This window comes from Alcanivorax limicola (assembly GCF_019931215.1).
Taxonomy (GTDB): domain Bacteria; phylum Pseudomonadota; class Gammaproteobacteria; order Pseudomonadales; family Alcanivoracaceae; genus Isoalcanivorax; species Isoalcanivorax limicola.
Window position 1 is genome coordinate 1,331,242 of the sequence record NZ_JAIOUB010000001.1, and the last position, 19,394, is coordinate 1,350,635.

General features: G+C 61.5%; 19 protein-coding genes. 12 read left to right on the plus strand and 7 right to left on the minus strand.

Annotated features, from left to right (window positions below; genetic code table 11):
• Together K8B33_RS05930 and K8B33_RS05935 are read right to left on the minus strand one after the other, a co-directional pair.
• Nucleotides 1-663 carry a hypothetical protein gene (locus K8B33_RS05930; protein WP_223424373.1) on the minus strand — a complete coding sequence of 221 codons (663 nt, stop codon included), beginning with the start codon at nucleotides 661-663 and terminating at the stop codon, nucleotides 1-3.
• Complete coding sequence (locus tag K8B33_RS05935) at nucleotides 660-1,835, minus strand: sialidase family protein (RefSeq protein ID WP_223424377.1); 1,176 nt, start codon at nucleotides 1,833-1,835, stop codon at nucleotides 660-662. The genes K8B33_RS05930 and K8B33_RS05935 overlap by 4 nt, the downstream gene beginning before the upstream one ends.
• 217 nt (nucleotides 1,836-2,052) lie before the next feature.
• Here K8B33_RS05935 and K8B33_RS05940 point away from each other — a divergent pair, with 217 nt between their 5' ends.
• The 5 genes from K8B33_RS05940 to rhlB all read left to right on the plus strand — a co-directional run bounded on the left by K8B33_RS05940 (nucleotide 2,053) and on the right by rhlB (nucleotide 7,743).
• Nucleotides 2,053-3,825, plus strand: a complete 1,773-nt coding sequence (locus K8B33_RS05940; protein ID WP_223424379.1) for a putative bifunctional diguanylate cyclase/phosphodiesterase — start codon at nucleotides 2,053-2,055, stop codon at nucleotides 3,823-3,825.
• Between the two features lie 88 nt (nucleotides 3,826-3,913).
• A complete protein-coding gene (locus K8B33_RS05945; protein WP_223424381.1) occupies nucleotides 3,914-4,666 on the plus strand; it encodes an START domain-containing protein in 753 nt (250 codons plus the stop codon).
• 251 nt (nucleotides 4,667-4,917) lie between these two features.
• Nucleotides 4,918-5,760 carry an SDR family NAD(P)-dependent oxidoreductase gene (locus tag K8B33_RS05950; RefSeq protein ID WP_223424384.1) on the plus strand — a complete coding sequence of 281 codons (843 nt, stop codon included), beginning with the start codon at nucleotides 4,918-4,920 and terminating at the stop codon, nucleotides 5,758-5,760.
• The gene (locus K8B33_RS05955; protein WP_223424386.1) at nucleotides 5,757-6,359 is read left to right on the plus strand and encodes a DUF938 domain-containing protein; all 603 of its coding nucleotides are present in this window, start codon (nucleotides 5,757-5,759) and stop codon (nucleotides 6,357-6,359) included. The genes K8B33_RS05950 and K8B33_RS05955 overlap by 4 nt, the downstream gene beginning before the upstream one ends.
• 64 nt (nucleotides 6,360-6,423) lie before the next feature.
• The gene (gene rhlB / locus K8B33_RS05960; RefSeq protein ID WP_223424388.1) at nucleotides 6,424-7,743 is read left to right on the plus strand and encodes an ATP-dependent RNA helicase RhlB; all 1,320 of its coding nucleotides are present in this window, start codon (nucleotides 6,424-6,426) and stop codon (nucleotides 7,741-7,743) included.
• Between the two features lie 71 nt (nucleotides 7,744-7,814).
• Here the strand turns inward: rhlB and K8B33_RS05965 are convergent, their stop codons facing one another.
• Nucleotides 7,815-9,308, minus strand: coding sequence for a PhoH family protein (locus K8B33_RS05965; protein WP_223424390.1), 1,494 nt, complete (start codon nucleotides 9,306-9,308; stop codon nucleotides 7,815-7,817).
• A 284-nt stretch (nucleotides 9,309-9,592) separates the two neighbouring features.
• Here K8B33_RS05965 and K8B33_RS05970 point away from each other — a divergent pair, with 284 nt between their 5' ends.
• Nucleotides 9,593-10,069: a methyltransferase family protein gene (locus K8B33_RS05970; protein ID WP_223424393.1), complete on the plus strand. Its 477-nt coding sequence runs from the start codon at nucleotides 9,593-9,595 to the stop codon at nucleotides 10,067-10,069.
• Here K8B33_RS05970 and K8B33_RS05975 read toward each other — a convergent pair.
• Nucleotides 9,984-10,736 (minus strand): YiiX/YebB-like N1pC/P60 family cysteine hydrolase, encoded by a 753-nt coding sequence (locus tag K8B33_RS05975; protein WP_223424395.1) that lies wholly within the window; start codon nucleotides 10,734-10,736, stop codon nucleotides 9,984-9,986. The two genes, K8B33_RS05970 and K8B33_RS05975, sit on opposite strands and share 86 nt — an antisense overlap.
• A gap of 176 nt (nucleotides 10,737-10,912) precedes the next feature.
• Between K8B33_RS05975 and K8B33_RS05980 the strand changes: the two genes are divergently transcribed.
• From K8B33_RS05980 to K8B33_RS05990, 3 genes are all read left to right on the plus strand, one after another.
• The gene (locus tag K8B33_RS05980; RefSeq protein WP_223424397.1) at nucleotides 10,913-11,956 is read left to right on the plus strand and encodes a M14 family zinc carboxypeptidase; all 1,044 of its coding nucleotides are present in this window, start codon (nucleotides 10,913-10,915) and stop codon (nucleotides 11,954-11,956) included.
• Between the two features lie 108 nt (nucleotides 11,957-12,064).
• On the plus strand, nucleotides 12,065-12,544 hold the full coding sequence (locus K8B33_RS05985) for a hypothetical protein (protein ID WP_223424399.1): 480 nt from the start codon (nucleotides 12,065-12,067) through the stop codon (nucleotides 12,542-12,544).
• Nucleotides 12,545-12,811: 267 nt separating this feature from the next.
• Entirely contained in the window at nucleotides 12,812-13,480 is a 669-nt protein-coding gene (locus K8B33_RS05990) for a TorF family putative porin (RefSeq protein ID WP_223424401.1), read from the plus strand.
• Between the two features lie 134 nt (nucleotides 13,481-13,614).
• On the opposite strand, the gene K8B33_RS05995 is transcribed toward K8B33_RS05990, so the two are convergent.
• From K8B33_RS05995 to K8B33_RS06005, 3 genes are read right to left on the minus strand one after another with little or no spacing between them, the layout of a single operon-like run.
• On the minus strand, nucleotides 13,615-14,631 hold the full coding sequence (locus K8B33_RS05995) for an endonuclease/exonuclease/phosphatase family protein (protein ID WP_223424404.1): 1,017 nt from the start codon (nucleotides 14,629-14,631) through the stop codon (nucleotides 13,615-13,617).
• A gap of 56 nt (nucleotides 14,632-14,687) precedes the next feature.
• Nucleotides 14,688-15,164 (minus strand): copper chaperone PCu(A)C, encoded by a 477-nt coding sequence (locus K8B33_RS06000; protein WP_223424406.1) that lies wholly within the window; start codon nucleotides 15,162-15,164, stop codon nucleotides 14,688-14,690.
• Nucleotides 15,142-15,732, minus strand: coding sequence for an SCO family protein (locus tag K8B33_RS06005; protein ID WP_223424408.1), 591 nt, complete (start codon nucleotides 15,730-15,732; stop codon nucleotides 15,142-15,144). Before K8B33_RS06005 ends, K8B33_RS06000 begins: the two co-directional genes overlap by 23 nt.
• Nucleotides 15,733-15,980: 248 nt before the next feature.
• On the opposite strand from K8B33_RS06005, the gene miaB reads away from it, so the two are divergent.
• From miaB to cysT, 3 genes are all read left to right on the plus strand, one after another.
• On the plus strand, nucleotides 15,981-17,333 hold the full coding sequence (miaB, locus tag K8B33_RS06010; protein WP_223424410.1) for a tRNA (N6-isopentenyl adenosine(37)-C2)-methylthiotransferase MiaB: 1,353 nt from the start codon (nucleotides 15,981-15,983) through the stop codon (nucleotides 17,331-17,333).
• Between the two features lie 166 nt (nucleotides 17,334-17,499).
• On the plus strand, nucleotides 17,500-18,489 hold the full coding sequence (gene cysP / locus K8B33_RS06015) for a thiosulfate ABC transporter substrate-binding protein CysP (protein WP_263284575.1): 990 nt from the start codon (nucleotides 17,500-17,502) through the stop codon (nucleotides 18,487-18,489).
• A gap of 55 nt (nucleotides 18,490-18,544) precedes the next feature.
• On the plus strand, nucleotides 18,545-19,393 hold the full coding sequence (gene cysT / locus K8B33_RS06020; protein WP_396020964.1) for a sulfate ABC transporter permease subunit CysT: 849 nt from the start codon (nucleotides 18,545-18,547) through the stop codon (nucleotides 19,391-19,393).
• The last annotated feature ends 1 nt before the right edge of the window (nucleotide 19,394 follow it).

Consider the following 19,394-nt stretch of genomic DNA (forward strand, 5'->3'; position numbering starts at 1 on the left):
TCACGCCCGGGAAGACGGAACAGGCCCGGCAGCCTTGCCCGGCCTGACCAGGGCAACAACCACTGTCAGCATGCCTCCCAGCCACAACCAGGGATCAATCAGGTAATCCCAGAGATTGCCTGACGGTAACAGCTGCAGGGCGAACGCGCATTGGGCGGCAACAAGCAGCAGGCAAAGGTGATAGGCGCGCAGCACCCACAGCGCCAGCCCCAGACAAAGCAAGATGGTGGCGAGCCGAAAATCGCCAAAGCCACTGCCCTGGATATCCATCGTCGCCGTACCCGGCAAGGCCATCCCCAGGGCGGCGGGATACAACACCAGACCCGCCACGATCACACCGAAGATCAGCATGCGCCGCTGCCCGTCAGGCAGCGCCATGTGTCGCCAGCCCGGCCGGGACAGGAACAGCGGGTGCAGCAGGTACAACAACGCCAGCAGACCACTGGTCATGCTGAAACGCCCGAATCCTGCCCAGGCCGCCAGAGCTGCGGTCTGCCCCGGCAAGGCCATCAAGGCCGCCACAACTGCTGCGACAACAGCCACCACCGACCATCGCGAGGCCGGCGTCTGTGCTGGAAACAGGACAGCGAGCAAGGCGCTCGCCAGTGCCGCATAAACGAGGGTTGCCAGCACCAGGCTGACCCACAGATGCAACGTCATCATGATGACTCTCCCGTCCAGGCCGCGCTGAATATCTGGTGTCGTAACCGGCAACCCGCATCGGCATACAGCAGATGCACCATGCCATCAGCGGCCAGCGTCAGCGCCGGCGCCCCGGTGGGCTCGCCATCAGGTCGGCGGCACTGGCCGCCACGATCTGACAGCGTCACCGGCGTACTCCAGCGCTGGCCCGCATCCTGCCCCCGATACCACTGCACGGCGCCGCCCTCACTGACGACTGCCAGACCCCAGTCTCCTGCCGCAAGACGCAGCGTCGCGAGACTGTTGCCCGGGGCCACGGCGCCGGCCGCTGTCAGTGGCTGTGGCACAGACCAGCGCTCGCCCCGGTCCGCCGTGCCGGACCAGAGCAGAGGGCCGGGCTGCGCCGCCGGGGTCAGCCATTGCAGCGCGCTGTCGCCGCTGTTGGCCAGCAGTATCGCTGTGCCGGCATTCTGCTCATCGGGCAGGCGCTGCTGGCCAGCAATGTAAGGTCTGCCCTGCTCCGCCGACACGCGCAGCCAGACCAACCGCTCACCGCGCCGCGCCAGCATGGCCAGGCTGCCATCGGTTTTCCGGGCCACCGGGCCTGCCAGGCTGACCCTCTGACCGGGCAGCGGACTCAACAGCGGCCCGGTGTGCATGTGCCACTGCGTGCCGTCCTGCACCGCCAGTGTCAGCGCGGCTGTCGCCCCGCCCTGCACAGAATAGATATTGAGTTGATCGTTCCCGTCGCTCACCAGCACTACCCCGCGGGCCAGCCCCTCGCTGCCACCGTGGACATGCGCGGGCAGCGTTTCCACGTCGCTCCAGTGCCCGTGCTCTTGCTCGCCTCCTGCCGGGGTGTAAACGGCGGTGTGCAGCGCACCCTGGTCCTGCCAGAACGCCTGCAAGCGCCCTGCCGTCAGGTTCACCCAGGATGGCGAGTGCCCGTCTCGTACGGACAAGGGCAATGGTACGGCGACGGCGCCGTCAGTTGGCGCCGCCGAGGCAGCCCGCTGCGGCACCGGTGCGATCTGATACGCGGGGGACGCTTGCCACAGGTGGCCGGGCAGACTGGCGTAATAACCCAGCACCAGCAGCGCGCCGATCCCGAGGTGCAAGCCCTTTCGCTGAAAAAAGTGGCGGACAGACTGCCCGATCCCGTTGGCAGAATCAGGCACTTGAGGCTCTTGCATGATGTGATCCTGTATTACTTGCAGCGTGCCATGGTACACCTCATGGCCTGCGTACAGTGACGTCTGGTACGTGATCGGGTTGTCGTGGCGGATCAGTAAAACGGGCTCTTGTGCAATGCACCTCTCACTGATAGTTTGAACTGGTTCAACAAATTGCCCGCCACACGGCGGCGCAGGCCCGCTTCATAACACATAAAAACACTGCGGGGTATTACACGTGTCTGCCAATCTGAAATTGGCCGCCGGCACCGCGCCGGGCGGCGATCACCAGCTTTTGCGTATTGCGCGGCGCCTTGCCGACCAGGAAGGCCTGAGCCGGGCACTGCAGGACACCGCCGACATCGTCGTGCTGACGCAGGACGCCAAAGGCCGGTTGTTGTCTGTCAATCGTTACGGCCGCTGGCTGTGGGGCCAACCCGCCCGCCAGCTTCGGCGGCGCACCTTCGCCAGCCTGCTGGATGACCCGCCTGCGACACTGGCCCGGCAACTCGAAGATGTGGCCGCCGGACGCGTGCACTCACTCCGTCACGAAAGCCCCCTGGCACGTCCCGATGGCGATGCACTGTTGATGTCCTGGTGGCACACACTCTGGCAGTCCGGCGCCGGACGCAAACAACGCATCGTCTCCATCGGTCTGGACGTCTCCGACCAGCGTATTGCGGAAGCGCACATCGGCTGGCTGGCCAGCCATGATCCCCTGACCGGCCTGTTCAACCGACGGCGCTTCATCGAGGAAGGCCGGCGCTGGCTGGACGCGGCCGAGTCCGGCGAGTCGCCCGGGTTCAGCTTGTTATTGCTCGATCTCGATCAGTTTCGCGACGTCAACGACCTCAACGGTCATCAGCAGGGGGATCGCTTGCTGCAACGCGTTTCCCTGCTGTTGAGCGCCTGCCTGAGACCAACGGATGTCATTGCCCGCCTGGGCGGTGATGAGTTCGCCATCCTGCTGGCCAGCAATGACGCCGAGTTTGTCCTGGCAACCGCGAAACGCTGCTGCAACACCCTCAACGAGCAGGCCATGAAAGACGGCAGCTCCCATCTGCCAGTCACCACCAGCATCGGCATCAGCCACTATCCGCAACACGGGCGCAGCATGGAAACCCTGCTCGCCAATGCGGATATCGCCATGTATCAGGCCAAGGCCATTGGCCGCAACGCCTGGCATGTGTTTGATGGTGACGAGCTGCACCGGGCAAGAATTCAGGAACGTATGCTCTGGGAGAAACGGGTCCGGGCACTGCTTGCAGGCGACAGCATCACGCTGCACTTCCAGCCGATCATGCATATTCAGAGTCAGCGCATCAGTCACAACGAAGCGCTGCTGCGGGTCGCCGACGATGACGGGGGCTGGCTGGACACCCAGGAACTGATCAGCACCGCTGAGCAGGGCGGCATGATTCAACGGCTTGACGAGCGTATCATCGCCCGGGGCTGCGAGTTGCTGGCGAAACAGGGCCCGCCGGGTGAACGGCCGCCGCTGGCCATCAACCTCTCCGGGCTGTCCTGCCACAACCCGCGCCTGGTCCCGCATGTGCGGCATGTCATGCAGACCTGTGGCATCGCCCCCGGGGAACTGATTTTCGAGATTACCGAGACCGCTGCACTGGCGGATGTCCATACCACCATCGACGTGATGCAGGATCTGCGCGCGCTGGGCTGCCGTTTTGCCCTGGATGATTTCGGTGTCGGCTTCTCTTCCCTGTATTACCTGAAGAAACTGCCGGTGGATTTCGTCAAGATCGACGGCTCCTTCATCCGTCAGCTGGATGAAAGCGATGAGCACCGCGTGCTCATCCGGGCCCTCGTCGATGTGGCCCGCGCCTTTCGTTTGCAGACTGTGGCCGAATTTGTCGAGAACGACCGGGTGCTTGCACTGCTCAACGGTCTGGGAGTGGACTACGCTCAGGGCTACCATATAGGCAAACCGGCCGCGCCAGCGGGAGGTCCCGTCCCCGGTGATGTCCAGTTATCTCTCCGCAGGGCGCGATGAAGGATGCGCCCAAGGAGGCCCGACATCGCCTGGCGAGCACGCATCAGCCCCGGCGTTGTTGGCAAGAAAGCCTTTCAAGGAGTTTGACATGGCATACCGATCACCCCCTGGCTTGCGCGGCCGGGCACCCGCTCCGCCGCTGTGGGGGCTATTGCTTCTGTTGCTGTACTGGGGGCCGGCTACCGCTGCAGATCCCATGGAAGAGCTGGACGACACCTGGCGCCTGGTCAGTGATCGCAACGACATCCGGGTCTACATGCGACACCGGGATGACTCACGACTGAAAACCTTCCGCGGTGTCACCCATATCACTCTGAAAGACCAGTACGCCCTGGCCGCCGTGCTGGAGGACTACGGCAACTACCCCCGCTGGCTGCATTTCGTGGACGGCGCGGAAGAGTTTGCCCGCGACTCCCCGCTGCTGCGTTATCTGCGCTTCACCACACACCTGCCCTGGCCACTGGCCAACCGGGAAGCGGTATTGCAGGCCGATGTGGTACAGGACCCCGCGTTCCCCCAACACGGTGTGACCGTCTACCTGCAAGGACGGCCGGAACTGCTACCGGAGAACGATCGCTATGTGCGCTTCCCGGAGATGTCCGGCATTCTCGCGGCACGCTTTCTGGACAATGATCAGGTGGAATTCACCTACCAGCTGATTCTGGACCCCGGCGGCTATATTCCCGCCTGGCTGGCCAACATCCTGTTGCGAGATGCGCCGTATTTCACGCTGGATCGGCTGCGCCGCATGGTGCTGCGCCCGGAGTATCACGGCAAATACTACGACTATCTGGATCTCTCCGGCCCCGGCAGGCCCGCTGAGGAGGACGACACGCCCTGACACGGCCTAGCCCCTTCGATCCCCCGTGCGCACGCCGTCATGACGGGCGCATTGCGCTCCCGGATACAGGCGGATTTGCCCGGCGGCGGCAGCGCGGGGCAGCGCAGCCAACCTGATCGGTCAACTCTGACACCGATCCATGTCAGAATTGGCCCACTTTGCTCGCAATGCCCGGCTACACTGCGCCCGGACATTGTTTGATATCCGCATAAGTTTGATAACCGAATAAATCGCCCCTCAGGAGACGTTGCATGAAGGTATTGGATAACCGGGTCGCCGTGATTACCGGCGCCGCATCTGGCATCGGCAAGTGCCTGGCCGAACAACTGGCCGCCGCAGGCTGCAAGCTGGCCATTTCCGACGTCAACGCCGAAGGGCTGGAGCAGGTGGCTGACGCCCTGCGCGCCGCAGGCCATGACGTGCACAGCCAGGTCCTGGACGTTGCCGACCGCGCCGCGTTTCACGCCTATGCGGATCAGGTATTCGCCCACTTCGGCAGCGTCAACCTGGTCATCAACAATGCCGGTGTGGCGCTGGGTGCCACGGTGGAAGACATGAGCTACGAAGATTTCGACTGGCTGATGGGGATCAACTTCTGGGGCGTCGTGCATGGCACCAAGGCTTTCCTGCCGTATCTCAAACAGGCGGACCAGGGGCATATCGTCAACATTTCCAGCGTATTCGGCCTGATCGGCATTCCGACGCAATCGGCCTACAACGCCGCCAAGTTCGCCGTAAAGGGCTTCACTGAATCCCTGCGCATGGAGCTGGAACTCGACGGCGGCAATGTCTCCTGCACCACGGTGCATCCCGGCGGCATCAAGACCAACATCGCCCGTAACGCGCGCATGAATGACGTCTCGCACATCACCGGCGCCGATTCGGAAACCGCCCGCAAGGAGTTCGAGAAGCTGTTCCGCACCACACCGGAAGCGGCAGCGCGCACCATCATCAACGGCGTGCGCAACAACAAACGCCGTGTGCTGATCGGCAGCGATGCCTACGCCATCGACACCATGCAGCGCTCCATGCCGACCATGTACCAGAAGCTGGTCATCGGCGGCCAGAAAATGATGCGCAAACGCCAGGGATGATCGACAAGCCTTTTTCCCAGGCCTGCGACAATAACCGGGGGCCGATCCTCGAGGTGCTGCAACAGCATCTCAAGGCCCCCGGTACACTGCTGGAACTCGGCAGCGGTACCGGCCAGCACGCGGCGTGGATGCCGCACTTCCTGCCCCATATTCACTGGCAGCCTTCTGATCTGCCGGAGCGCTTGCCCGGCATTCATGCCTGGCTGGCCGACAATCGCCCCGTCAATGTGGCAGACCCGCTGGTGCTGGACATGGCACAGCCCTGGCCTGCACTGGCCTGCGATTACCTGCTCACCGTCAATACCTTCCACATCCTTGCGCAGGACGACGTCGCCCGCGCCATACAGCACGCGGGCAAGCGCCTGCCAACGGGCGGTCTGTTTGTGGTGTATGGCCCCTTCAACTACGATGGGCGCTTCACGTCAGAGAGCAATGCCCGGTTCAATGACTGGCTGCGACACCAGCATCCGGCCTCTGCTATCCGCGATATCGAATGGGTCTGTGCGGCCATGAACGCCGCCGGCATGACACTCGCAGACGATCAGGCCATGCCCGCCAACAACCGGACATTGGTCTTTCGGCGTACAGCAGAACAATAAAGGTTCCCCTTGCCTGTGCATTTTTTCTACAATGACGGCCTTCAGAACAGGACAGTAGAGCATTATGTCGAACAGCGATAAGAGCTGGAGCCTGGATCAGTTCCAGGTCGAACCCAAAGATGGCGAAACCCGCTTCCACGATTTTGATCTCGCGCCGGCACTGATGCGCGGCATTGCCGATCAGGGTTTTCAGTACGCCACGCCGATTCAGGCTCAGGTGCTAACGCACACGCTGGCCGGCGCCGATGCCATTGGCCGCGCCCAGACCGGCACCGGCAAGACCGCCGCCTTTCTGATCACCATCATCAACGACTTGCTCAAGCACCCGATCGAGGTAAAACGCTACGCGGGCGAACCTCGCGCGCTGATCGTGGCGCCCACGCGCGAACTCGCCATGCAGATCGAAAAGGATGCCCGTGGTCTGTGCAAGCACACCGATCTGCGCGTCATGAGCGTCGTCGGCGGCATGAATTTCAATCGCCAGCAGGAACGCCTGCAAAGCTCATTGATCGATATTCTGGTGGCCACGCCCGGCCGGCTGCTGGACTTCTGCACCCGCCGCGACCTGTGGCTTGATCGCGTGGAAGTGCTGGTGCTGGATGAAGCGGACCGTATGCTGGACATGGGCTTCATCCCCGACGTCAAACGCATTGTGCGGCATACGCCTACCTCGCAATATCGGCAGACGCTGTTGTTCTCCGCCACCTTCAATCAGGACGTCATGGCCCTCGCACAGCGCTGGACCGAGACCCCCGAAGTGGTGGAAATCGAACCGACCCAGGTCACCACGGATACCGTCGACCAGAAAGTCTATATCACCGAGACCTCGCAGAAATTTGCCCTGCTGTACAACCTGATTTCGCAACAGGATCTGGACAAGGTGATGGTGTTCGCCAACCGCCGCGACATTACCCGGCGCCTGTGCGAGCGACTGCAGAAAAAAGGCATGAATGCCGCCATGATCTCCGGCGATGTGCCGCAGACCCAGCGCATGAAAACCCTGGAGCGCTTCCGCAATGGCAAGGTGCGCGTCCTGATCGCCACCGATGTGGCGGGCCGGGGCATCCATATCGACGGTATTTCCCATGTGGTGAACTACAACCTGCCGGAAGACCCGGAAGACTACGTGCACCGCATTGGCCGCACCGGCCGCGCTGGCGCCACCGGCACCTCGGTCAGCTTTGCCTGCGAGGACGATGCCTTTCTGCTGCCCGAGCTGGAAAAAGCCATCGGCATGAAACTGGAATGTGAATACCCGCCCGAGGAGCTGCTCAAGGAACGGCCGGCACCGGAACGGGAGCTCAAGGACCAGCAACGCCAGCGCGATGAACAGACCGAGCGCGACCAGCGTGCAGCGCAGCAGGCATCCGGTCAGGATTCCTGATCCTGATGCGCCGGGGCGTCTCGCCCCGGCGCATGGCCTTCAATCCATTGCTTTTAATCCATTCCTTTTAATCAGAGATGGGTTTCGGCGTATTCCGCCAGCACCGAACGCGGCACACCGTTGAGCTGGATCGACCCCCCGTAGGCAAACCCCTTGAAGCGCTCCGTCATATACGTCAGGCCGGAACTGGTCGGGCTCAGGTAGGGCGTGTCGATCTGCGACAGGTTACCCAGGCACACCACTTTGCTGCCCTCCCCCGCCCGCGTCACGATGGCCTTCATCTGATGCGGCGTCAGATTCTGGCTTTCATCGATCAGGATCAGAGACTTCTGGAAGCTGCGACCACGGATGTAATTCAGCGCCTTGAACTGGATGTTGGCACGCTCCTTCACATAATTGATGCTGCCACCGGGGTTTTCATCGTTCAGGTGCAGCGCTTCGATATTGTCATTGATCGCACCCAGCCAGGGGTCCATCTTTTCTTCCTCGGTACCCGGCAGGAAACCGTGCTCTTCCGCCAGTGGTGGCGTGGAGCGCGTGGCAATGATCTTGTTGTAACGGCGGTGCTCGATGGTCATTTCAATCGCCGCCGCCAGCGCAAGAATGGTCTTGCCGGAACCCGCCGCGCCGGTCAGCGTCACCAGATGCACATCCGGGTCCAGCAGCAGGTTCAGCGCGATGGCCTGGTGGATATTGATCGGCTGAAGCCCCCAGGCCTGCTGATCCATCAATTGCTCCTGCGGCATATGGCGCAATGTCACCACGCCCTGCTCCACACGCAATACCCGGCCGACGAAACCTTGCTCATCAATAATGAACTGGTTCGGATACACCTCTTCGCCAAGCACTTCACTGACCAGCAAACCATGGGAAATCCGGTGCAGGGTTTCTGCGCCATGCTGCTCTGTTTCCACCTGGGTAATGCGGTCCCAGAAAGAACCTTCCAGTTCGAAATAACCGCGAGTCAACTGACGGATATCCGACACCAGTTGGTCGTTGTGATAATCCTCGGAATCGATACCGCAGGCCCGTGACTTCAGACGCATGTTGATGTCCTTGGTCACCAGCACGTAACGCCGTGCCGGATCGCGGGACTTCATGGCGGCAATATCATTGATGATGCGATTGTCGTTGAGATGCTCCGGCAGATAACCGGTCTCCTCACCCCGGGGGCGCGGCATCAGCACCGACAGCACGCCCTCATGGCTGTCTGGCCCACGGGGAATCGGCACACCGGCATCCACCTGGTCCGGCGACGCCGGGCCCAGCACCTTGTCGATCAGACGAATGGCAGCGCGGCAATCTGCTGCAATATGCGACTTGCCGGATTTCAGACGGTCCAGTTCTTCCAGCACCGTCATCGGCACAACCACCCGATGCTCTTCAAAACTCAACAGCGAATTCGGATCATGAATCAACACATTGGTATCGAGAACGTAGACCTTTTCCTGGGTGCCCGAGGCACTTTGTGAATGATCGTCCTGAAGGCTGGACGACAGATGTGGCGGGTGTTTCTTGCTGCTGGCAATCTTGACGGAATGTACTGCTGCCGCACGCTCTTCCATGTGTATCCCCCTGGGACCAGGCGAGTGATAAACAGCGGCAGACGGAAGCTGGAGTGACGCGACCCCCTACCGCCGGATTCTGAGTGCATTTTCGGCGGATCGGAATTGGTATTGCTTGATCGCGATCACCCCCACAAAGGCAGGAGTTGCCCCAAACATACCCCGGTTATCGGTTGCACACAACACTTGCGGACCGGAATAAAACGGCATTGCGCAAAAAACAATTTGGTTTAAGGTAGGCGGCATCGCCACCCCACAACCGACTCATAAAACAGGACAACGCCGTGCCCGCCAACGATCACCCCCAGGTCATGACGCCACCGCCGCTGCTGCATCTTGGCGGTCTGCTCATCGGCTACTCTGTCGACCAGGTGTTTGGCTGGCAGCTGCCCCTGACGCGGGAATACGGCCACCTGTTCGGGCCCGCCGCACTGGTATTGACGGTACCGGCGCTGATCCTGCTGGTCTGGACATTGCTGTTGTTCATGCGTCATCGCACCACCGTCATGCCGCATCGGGCGGCCAGCCATCTTATTACCAGCGGTCCGTTTCGCTTCACCCGCAACCCGATCTACCTCAGCTTTGCATTGCTGCATGCGGCGACGGCACTGAGCCTTTCCAGCCCGGGGATGCTGGTGGCGCTGGGCATTGTCGTGTTTGTCATGGACCGCCATGTCATTGCAGCAGAGGAAGCGTTCCATGCGCGCCAGTTCGGCCCGGCATGGCAGGCCTACCGGGACAAGGTAAGGCGCTGGCTGTAGCGGGCGATACGCCCGGCGCGCCGTCAGCGACCAGCGCACCGTCAGCCGCGCGCAGCAGCACCGGCGCCGCCATCTCGCCTTCCAGCAGCGTCAGCTGGGCAGAACCGAAATGCCCCGGCACGAAACGGCTGGGCCGCTCGCGCCGGGGCAACCAGCCCAGCCGACGATAGATTTCCGCCACCAGTTCACTGCAGAAGACACCGGAAAAGTCCGGCCGCAGCTGAAACCCGGTGCACAGATCCCGGGCCAGTGTCAGCACATAGTTCTTGTAGGGCCGGTGGCTCAATTCCCGCACCAGCCTTGCCACCATACGCTGCCGTGCCTCACTGAGCGGCGCCCCGCGACGCTGGCGCCAGGCAACATCACCCCGGTAGCTTTCGATCTTGTCGCGCAACGGCACCAGCGCCACCCCGGGCACGCGCTCACCGGTGCGTACATCCAGCCCCTCCCCCATTGCAGTGGCCTCCAGCACCAGCGGCTCATCGTATTCCGGCAGGCACACCACCAGCGCCACATGGCTCCAGTGACTGCGCGTAAACAGACGAATGGTATCGCTGGGCAGACTGCGGCCGGAGAACAACAGCAGGTCGCCGGTACGGAACTGGTCGGCCAGGTCAGTCAACCGGGCGCGGGAGAGGGGCGGGCGTTGCGGCAGCAACCTGATCACAGGCAAGCTCGCTCTGCTGGGCATCATGCAGGTGAGGTTAGAAAGCCGCCGTGACGCTGCCGTGACACTTTGGTCACCGCAACGTGAATCCTCACCGACCGCGGCTATTACCCGCTTGTCACCTGCCTGTCACCCTGCTGCCGCATACTGGCCATCTTTCCCCTGATGTGCCCGCCATGGAAGACCGTCTGTTTCAACTGCAACGTCACCTGCCAGAAGAGGTCGAACTGGAACGGCTTCTGGATCAGGGTGCGCGCTGGTTGCGTCATGAAACGGTGCTGAAAGTGGACATGCACGGCACCCTGTTGCCGGTGCGCGTGATCGAGATCGGCAGCCGTTCAGACAAGGTGCCGGTAATCGGCTTCTTTGGTGGCGTGCATGGCGTGGAGCGCATCGGCAGCCAGGTGCTGTTGTCCTGGCTGCACACCCTGGTGCACCGCCTCGACTGGGACGATCAGCTGGCACGGCGGCTCGAGCGGGTGCGCATCGTCATCATGCCCATGATCAATCCCGGCGGCATCTGGAATCACACACGCTGCAACCCCAATGGCGTCGACCTGATGCGCAATGCGCCCATCGATGCCATGGGCAAGGTGCCGTTTCTGGTCGGCGGCCACCGCATCAGCCGACACCTGCCCTGGTATCGCGGCAAACGTGGCGCCCCCATGGAGCCGGAAGCACAGGCCGTGGTGCGTGCTGTCCGCGAGCGCATGCTCAAGGCGCCTTTTGCCCTGAGCGTGGATTGCCACAGCGGCTTTGGCCGCCGCGACCGGCTCTGGTGCTGCTATGCACGCAGCCACAAACCGATCCGGCATATCGCCGAGGTGTATGCATTAAAGCAGCTGTATGAGAACACCTACCCCTACCACCATCCCTACATCATCGAACCGCAATCGGTGAACTACACCACCCACGGGGACCTGTGGGATTTTCTCTACGACGAAGCCCAAGACACGTATCCCGACAATACGTTTCTGCCGTTCACGCTGGAAATGGGCTCCTGGTTGTGGGTGCGCAAGAACCCGAAGCAGATGCTGGATTTTTTCGGTTACTTCAATCCGGTCATCGCCCACCGGCATCACCGGGTACTGCGTCAGCATCTGCCCTTGTTCGATTTTCTGTTGAGCGCCGTGGATTGCTGGCAGAACTGGATGCCCCTGCCGCGACACCGCCCCGCACTGATGCAGCAGGCCATCGACAGCTGGTTCCTGCAGGATTAATACAACTGCGAGAGCATGCGAGAGAAGGTGCCTCGCGCCGTCCTGATTGCTAGACTCCGTTCATGACGCGCACACCACGTGTGCACTACTCACTGCGGAGTCCCCGGCATGCACAGAATCTTCGGTCTCACTGGCGCGCTATGCAGCGCGCTACTCCTTGCTGCCTGCAGCCACTATCAGGCCGCCGGTGAGGCAGACACAGCCACGATCACCTTCACCAGCAATAACGTTTCAGGACAGCCCATGGTCTGTAATGAAGCAGGCCGATTCCAATCCACCCGCATGGCGCTGTCACAGAAGCCATTCGACAGTGAAATGTTCGACGAGATAAACAAGACACTGCGCAAGGCAGAAAGCGTCGTCACAGCGGTGCCCGCCAACCGCCCGGTGCGTGTCGGCGTCAGACATTCGCAGCGCAGCCGGGGCACCACGGATTTCAGTTGCCGACAGGCAGCACAGTTCGAGCCCGTGGCAGGAAGCACCTATACGGTGCACTTCACGCTGCAGGGCAACCAATGCGGCCTCGATATCACCGATGGCGCCGGTGCGCCTGTTGAGGGCGCGATTGCCGTGCCCTGGAATTGCTGACGATAAAGGCATGAAATCTGCCCGGACGCCCGGTTTTCGGGCCCCGGCAGGCACCATGCCCCAACATGGGGCATTGCGCCAAATCGGTGCAACCCCTTCTGATATCACTCTGTTCGCACCTCACTAACCTTCTGTTTTTCATAAAATTTAAATACTGGCACGGTCTGTGCTTTACTTCGTGCAGCTGTCGGCGGACATGCCGTCGGCGCTCAGCTATGAACAGACAACGGACCAAGAGGGTTGTATCGGATGAAAACCAAAAGCGTAATGAAAAAGACTTTGATCGCCGCCGCTGTAGCAGGCGCCGGCTTCGCCGCACCGACGGCTGCTGTAGCAGAAGTCAGTGCAACTCTGGACATTGCCAGTCAATACCTGTGGCGCGGTCAGCAACTGTTCTCCGGCGGCACTGTTTCAGGCTCCCTGGATTACGAACATGACTCCGGCCTCTATGCTGGTGTGTGGACCAGCTCTGAAAGCTTCGGTATCGAATACGACCTGTACGCCGGTTTCGCTGGCGAGGCCGGTGATTTCTCCTACGATATCGGCGTGATCGACTACCGCTACAGCGACGGCGGCACAGAACGCCAGGCGCCCGCAGATCGCGCATCTCGCGCCAACTTCACCGAAGCTTACCTGGGTCTGGGCTACATGGACTTCGGCTTCGAGGCTTACATCGGCGTTGGCGACACCGGCAACAACAGCGGTGACAAAAACAAAAACAACTACTTCACACTGAGCTACAGCTACGACAAGTTCGGCGTGCTGGTAGGTTATGCCGATTTTGATGAAAGCGAAGCCAACTACACCCACGTAGACCTGAGCTACGAAGTGTATGACGGCCTGGTATTCACGCTGTCCCAGATCGTAGATGAAGACACTTCCGACACCTACAGCAAAGAAACCCAGTTCGTTGTCGGCTACAGCTTCACCTTCTGATCAAGCACCATGTCAGACCGGGCTCTCTCTCGAGAGCCCACTCTTTCGGCCCCGCAGGACATCTCCCTGGTCCTCGCTGTTACCTGCAAGCAGCTCGTCCTGCGGGGCCGATTCTTGTCTCTTCCTTCCGCGTTCTATCGCTTGAGATAAACCCCGATCCCGTCGTGATCCGACACTACCTGTGTACCGCCTTGGTCATGCAGCGTACGGAAACGTCCGGCATTGCCGCGTGTGACGGCAGCACGTTGCAGGCGAGCCTGCAGGCGTGGGGATAGAAACGCATGATCAATCGCCTGACGTTGGCAACGGTGTATGTAAGTAAAGCGATCCGGTTGCGGCACCGCTGACCAGTGGCTGTGCAGCGGCGGACGATTCAGGTATTCGAAAGGTTCGCCGTAGTCGCCAGCGTCTGGCGCCGTGTTGAAATCACCGATCAGCATCAACGGCACGCCTTCACTGATGCGCGCCAGCGCCCAGCCGCGCAGGGCTTTGGCCTGCGCCAGACGGCGCGCCTTGACCTGGCGACTGCGACGGGCGTCGTCCAGCCCGTGGCCGCTGCGGTTATGTACGATCAGCAGTTCCAGGGCAAAGGGCGCCTCCACCGTCACATGCAGTGGCGGGCGATGGAACAACCAGTGCCCCAGGTTACGCTCGCCCTGAAACACCTGCCGCACCGTCACACCCGAAACCGGGGCACGGGCCAGCATGCCGACATCGATACCGGAGGGGTCATGGCCCGATAGCAACCAGGCCTGATATTGCGGACCGCCCGACGCACTGATTCGCTCAGCAAGCGCTTCCAGCAGCGCGAGGGATTCCACTTCCTGCACGGCCAGGATGTGTGGCGCCGACAGCACGTCCAGTACGTAGGCGGCCAACGCATCCAGCCGCGCGGACAGCCCCTCGGGGGTCGGTCGATTGCGCCCCTGCGGGCCCGGTGCCATCAGGTTCCAGAGGTTCTGACTGGCCACCAGCAACTCGCCCTGCGCCGGCGCCGGCAGTGCGCGCACGGTGTCCACCACCGGGCAGGACGCGAACAGACTCTGGGCAGCCAGCAGCAGCCAGAGCGCCAGCAGGTATCGGGCAAATGACGAGCGATAAGATGGCGAGCGACAACTAAGAGGCGGTGCGGCGGAATGTGGATCAGACATGGGGGCAGCTCGCGGCAGTCAGTGCCCCACGAATCTACCCCGGACGCGGCGCTGTGTCAGCGCCGCACTTCGAAGGGCAAGCAGTATGGTGCCGTGACGTCGAACTCGAGGCACAACTCGACCTGCTCCCCTTCTTCCAGGGGACGTACCAGGCGGAACAGCATCAGGTGATGGCCACCCGGCGCGAAGTGTACGGTTTCCCCGGCGGGCACCGGCACATCACGCAGGCGCTGCATGCGCCGGGTGCCGTCATCCTGCGGTGCCATGGTATGCAGCTCACCGGCGGCCGCAATATCGGTGCTGAAACCCAGCAGGGTGACTGGCTCGTCGCTGGTGTTGGTAACGCTGAAATAGCCCGCCGTGTTGCTGCTCACCGGCGGCACGGCACGCAGCCACATGTCATCGATAAACAGCTCGGGCTCGTCAATCTCGCCGGCATGGCTCAGCGGCGCCAGCATCGCCAGCATCGCCAGGCCCATGAGCAGTAACGGGCCCAGCGCCCGCAAGCGATCAAAGCAAGGTGCGCAGATCATCCTGCATCTCCTTCAGGTCGGCATCCACCGGGTAGAGCTTGCGCACCCGGCTTTCCCGGTCCAGCAGATAGACAAAATCACTGTGGGCAAATTCCACACCGCCCTGGCTGTCCTCGCCCACCGGCATGTAGACCACGCCGAACTGCTTCGCCACCTGCTCCACCTGCTCTTCACTGCCGGTCAGGCCGATGATGTCTTCATGGAACCAGGTCAGGTACTGGCTCAGATGCTCCGGCGTATCGCGCTCCGGATCGAAGGTGATGAACACCATCTGCACGTCGTCCGCATGACCGGCTTCTTCCAGGTTCTTGTACAACTGGGCCATGCGCGCCATCGTCGCCGGGCAGATGTCCGGGCAATGGGTGAAGCCGAAGAACAGCAGCACCACCTGTCCCTTGAGCGCATCACTGTGGAAGGCGTCACCCTGCTGGTCGGTCATGGTGAAATCACCGCCCATACGGGTATTCACCGGCAGCGGCTCACGGGCAGGCTCACGGGTCGTTTCCCAGGCCACGACCGCCGCCAGTATCAGCATCACAGCAACCGCCATAAGCACGAGCTTTTTCATATCTGTCTCTCCTGTGGGCTCTCCATTCGGGGAACCGGGGGCAGCGCACCGGACAGGGGCGCCGTTCAGCGCCGCTCGCTGTCGGCGCCTACCATACCGCCAGCGCCGCCGGGCGCCAATGGGGCATATTGTCGCAGGCGCCGCCCCGGGCATCGACCCGCATGGCATCTGATGGCGGCTGAGGGGTATAATTGCTGGCCTTTCGCACCACTCGCGCCACTCACCCTACACACAACGACCGGAACGCCATGTCACGCAAGCTGTTTATACAGACCCACGGCTGTCAGATGAACGAGTATGATTCCTCGCGCATGGTGGATCTGCTTGAGCAAAGCCACGGGCTGGTCCGCACCGACAATGCCGACGAGGCAGATGTGTTGCTGCTCAACACCTGCTCCATCCGCGAAAAAGCGCAGGACAAGGTGTTCCACCAGCTCGGCCGCTGGAAGCGTCTGAAAGACAAGAAGCCGGACATGGTGATCGCGGTGGGCGGTTGTGTCGCCAGCCAGGAAGGCGATGCCATTCGCGAGCGTGCGCCCTATGTCGATGTGATCTTCGGTCCCCAGACCCTGCACCGCTTGCCCGCGCTGATCACCCAGGCCGGTCAGAGCAAGGGCCTGGCCATGGACGTCAGCTTCCCGGAGATCGAGAAGTTCGACCGCTTGCCGGAACCCAGCGTGGACGGCCCCAGCGCCTTCGTGTCGATCATGGAAGGCTGCTCCAAATACTGCACTTTCTGTGTGGTGCCCTATACCCGGGGCGAGGAAGTCAGCCGCCCGGTCGCGCCGGTGCTGAACGAAATTCGTCATCTGGCAGAACAGGGCGTGCGCGAGGTCAATCTGCTGGGCCAGAACGTCAACGCCTACCGTGGCGCAGGCAGCAACGGTGAAACCCTGGATCTGGCGGACCTGATCCTGCTGGTGCGGGATATCGACGGCATCGACCGGATTCGTTACACCACCAGTCACCCGGTGGAATTCTCCGACAGCCTGATCGACATCTATGCCGAGGTGCCGGAGCTGGTCAGCCATCTCCACCTGCCGGTGCAGTCCGGCTCGGATCGCATTCTGGCCATGATGAAGCGCAATCACACGGCGCTGGAATACAAGTCGAAGATTCGCCGGTTACGGCGTATTCGCCCGGATATTTCCCTGTCGTCGGACTTCATTATCGGCTTCCCCGGGGAAACCGATGCGGACTTCGATGCCACCATGAAGCTGATCCAGGATGTCGGTTTCGACGCCAGTTACAGCTTTATCTACAGCGCCCGCCCCGGCACGCCGGCGGCGGACCTGCCGGATGATGTGGACATGGCCGTGAAGAAGCAGCGCCTGGCCTTGCTGCAGCATCGTATTCAACAGCAGGCGGATGCCATCAGCCGGCGCATGGTGGGCAGTCGCCAACGCATTCTGGTGGACGGGTTCTCCAAGAAGGACCCGGGTCAGTTGAAAGGCCGCACCGAGAACAACCGCATCGTCAATTTCCGCAGCGATGATCTGGATCTGATTGGCCAGTTCGCGACGGTGCATATTGCCCAGGCCTATGCCAACTCGTTGCTGGGCACGGATGTCGTGGCCGATGACATCAGGGTGCCGGGCTGAACTGAAAACGGCACTTCTTATGTTATGCCTGTTATGCCTGAAAAGCATATGAAAACAGCTTTTCAGTATTTCAGGTTCTGACCCCCGGTTGTTAATGTGGCCCGCATTCGGCAACCCGGCAGCACCTGACAGGAGTACCACCGTGTTCAAACCCTTGCTCAAGCTCATGACCGTCGCCACAGCGGCTACTGCACTGTCATTGAGCGGCGCGGCCCAGGCGCAGCAATCCCTGTTGAATGTGTCCTACGACATAGCCCGGGAACTGTTTGCCGCCATCAACCCGAAATTCCAGGCCCACTGGCAGGAAGAAACCGGCGAACAGATCACCATCAACCAGTCCCATGCCGGCACCTCGCGTCAGGCGCAAGCCATCATGCAGGGTCTGCGGGCGGATCTGGTGACCTTCAATCAGGTGACCGACATCAACGCCCTGCAGCAACGCGGCTTTGTGGCTGAGGACTGGCAAGCGCGCTTCCCCAACAACAGTTCCCCCTACTACAGCACCACCGCCTTCCTGGTGCGCAAGGGGAACCCGAAAAACATCACCAGCTGGGATGACCTGGTGCGCAAAGACGTGCGTATCGTGTTCCCCAACCCCAAGACCTCCGGCAACGGCCGCTACACCTATCTGGCCGCCTGGCTGTTTGCCCACCAGACCTTCGACGGTGATGAAGACAAGGTGCGCGAGTTCGTCAGCACCTTCCTCAGCAACGTCGCGGTTTTCGATACCGGCGGCCGTGGCGCTACCGTGACCTTTGCCGAACGAAACATCGGCGATGTGCTGATCAGTTTCGAATCGGAAGTGAACAACATCCGCAAGGAATACGGCGATGGCGACTACGAAGTGGTGGTGCCGCCAGTGAGCATCATGGCGGAATTCCCGGTGGCGGTGGTGGATCGTGTGGCCAACGCCCAGGGCACTGCCACACTCGCCAACGCGTATCTGGATTATCTCTACAGCAAGCCGATCCAGACGCTGCTGGCCGAGTTCAACTACCGCGTACACCATGAAGAGGTTGTCGCCGCGACAGCTGACCTGTTCCCCCCCGTTGATCTGCTGCGCGTGGAAGATATCATCGGCCCCTGGGATCAGGTGCAGGAAGCGCACTTTGGCCGCAACGGTATTCTTGATCAGTTGCAGGCACGCGGTCGCTGATTGACGCCACTGTTTGTACCTGAAGCCTGAAGCCGAAAGCCCCAGCCCCTGGAGTCTGAGTTTGGCAGCACGGATTTTCTTCACCCGCCACCCGGTGCTGCCGGGCTTTACGCTCAGCTTCGGGCTGAGCGTCTTGTTTGTGTCGCTGGTGATACTGCTGCCGCTCTCCGGCCTGTTGCTGTACACCAGCGACATGTCCGGTGCCGAGTACTGGAGCATCATCACCAACTCACGGGTCGTCGCTACCTACAAGATCACTCTGGCCGCCGCCTTCTGGGCCTCCCTCATCAATGGGTTTCTCGGCCTGTTGCTGGCCTGGGTGCTGGTGCGTTACCGCTTCCCCGGGCGACGCCTGATGGACGCCCTGGTGGATCTGCCGTTTGCCCTGCCCACCGCCGTGGCCGGCATCACCCTGACCACCCTGTTTGCCAGCAACGGCTGGCTGGGCCGCTGGTTCGACATGGCCGGTATCCAGATCGCCTACGCCTTCCCCGGCATTGTCATTGCCATGAGTTTTACCAGCCTGCCGTTTGTGGTGCGTGCATTGCAGCCGGTGCTGGAAGACATCGGCCCGGAATATGAAGAAGCGGCCCACACGCTTGGCGCCAGCACCCCCAAGGCGTTCTGGTATGTGGTGCTGCCGCAACTGCGACCGGCGCTGATCACCGGCACTACTCTGGCCTTCATTCGCAGTCTCGGCGAGTTCGGTGCGGTCATCTTTATTGCCGGCAATATTCCGTTTGAAACCGAAGTCACCTCACTGATGATCTTCGTGCGCATTCAGGAATATGATTTCCCGGCCGCCACCGCCATTGCGTCCGTTGTCCTGTTGACCTCCCTGCTGTTGCTGTTTGCTGTGCAACTGCTGCAGGGGCGTTACCTGAAACGACTGCGGGGAGGCTGAA